Here is a 1022-nt window from a genome sequence, read left to right as displayed (position 1 = left end):
CAAACCCTGCGTTACCGCTGGGACAAGTTAGGCCGCCTCGTTTCGCTGGAAAACGAAAACGAACGCCGCGCCCACTTTCACTACGACCCGGTTGGGCGCCTGCTGGAAGAGCGCGGCTTCGACAATCGCTCGACTCACTATCAGTACGATCCGGAAACCGGGCGTCTTGCCGAAACCCTCAACGGCCAACGCAGCATTGCGCTGACATTCGACCCGATGGGCCGCCTGACCGAACGCCGCGCCACCCTCGGCGAAAAGTCCCAGAGCGAAACCTTTGCCTACGACGGCAATGGCCATCTGGTCATGGCGACCAACGCCGTCAGCCGCTTGCAGTGGTTCCACGACTTGGCTGGCAACTTGCTGCGCGAGCATCAGCATTATTTAAACCTGGATAAACCGCTGGTTGCCGTCTGGCAGCATGAGTACGACGCGCTCAACAACCGCGTCGCGACCATTCGCCCGGACGGCCACTGCGTCAGTTGGCTGACCTATGGCAGTGGTCATCTGCTCGGCCTGAAGCTCGACGAGCATGAACTGCTCAGCTACGAGCGCGACGACCTCCACCGCGAGATCAGCCGGCACCAAGGCAATAACCTGCTGCAAACCCAGCAATGGGACCCGGCGGGACGCCTCCAAGAACAACTACTGGGCCGAGCAGACGATAAAACCACGCTCATCAAACGCGCCTACACCTACGATGCCGCCGGCCAGCTCACCGACATCAACGACAGCCGTCGCGGCCCGCTCTCCTATCGCTACGACCCGGTAAGCCGCCTGCTAAGCGCCACCAGTCGCCTCGGCACCGAAACCTTCGCCTTCGACCCTGCAAGCAACCTGCTCAACGAAACCGCCGCGCCGGTCCGCCGCCCACTAGACCCCAAACCGACTCAAAACAAACTCGTGGACAACCTCCTGCGCGACTACGCAGGCGGCCACTACGAATACGACGAACGCGGCAACCTGACCGAGCGCTGGACCAATGGCCTGCGCAGCGAACTGCACTGGGATCTCTTCGATCGTCT

General features: G+C 61.6%; 1 pseudogene. It reads left to right on the top strand.

Annotated features, from left to right (window positions below):
• Window positions 1–1022: pseudogene (locus BMY98_RS26580) on the top strand (RHS repeat-associated core domain-containing protein); the annotation flags it as partial.

The sequence above is a fragment of the Pseudomonas graminis genome (assembly GCF_900111735.1).
Lineage (GTDB): Bacteria > Pseudomonadota > Gammaproteobacteria > Pseudomonadales > Pseudomonadaceae > Aquipseudomonas > Aquipseudomonas graminis.
Note: the sequence above shows the minus strand (reverse complement) of the source record. Positions and strands in the feature narration are given on the sequence as shown.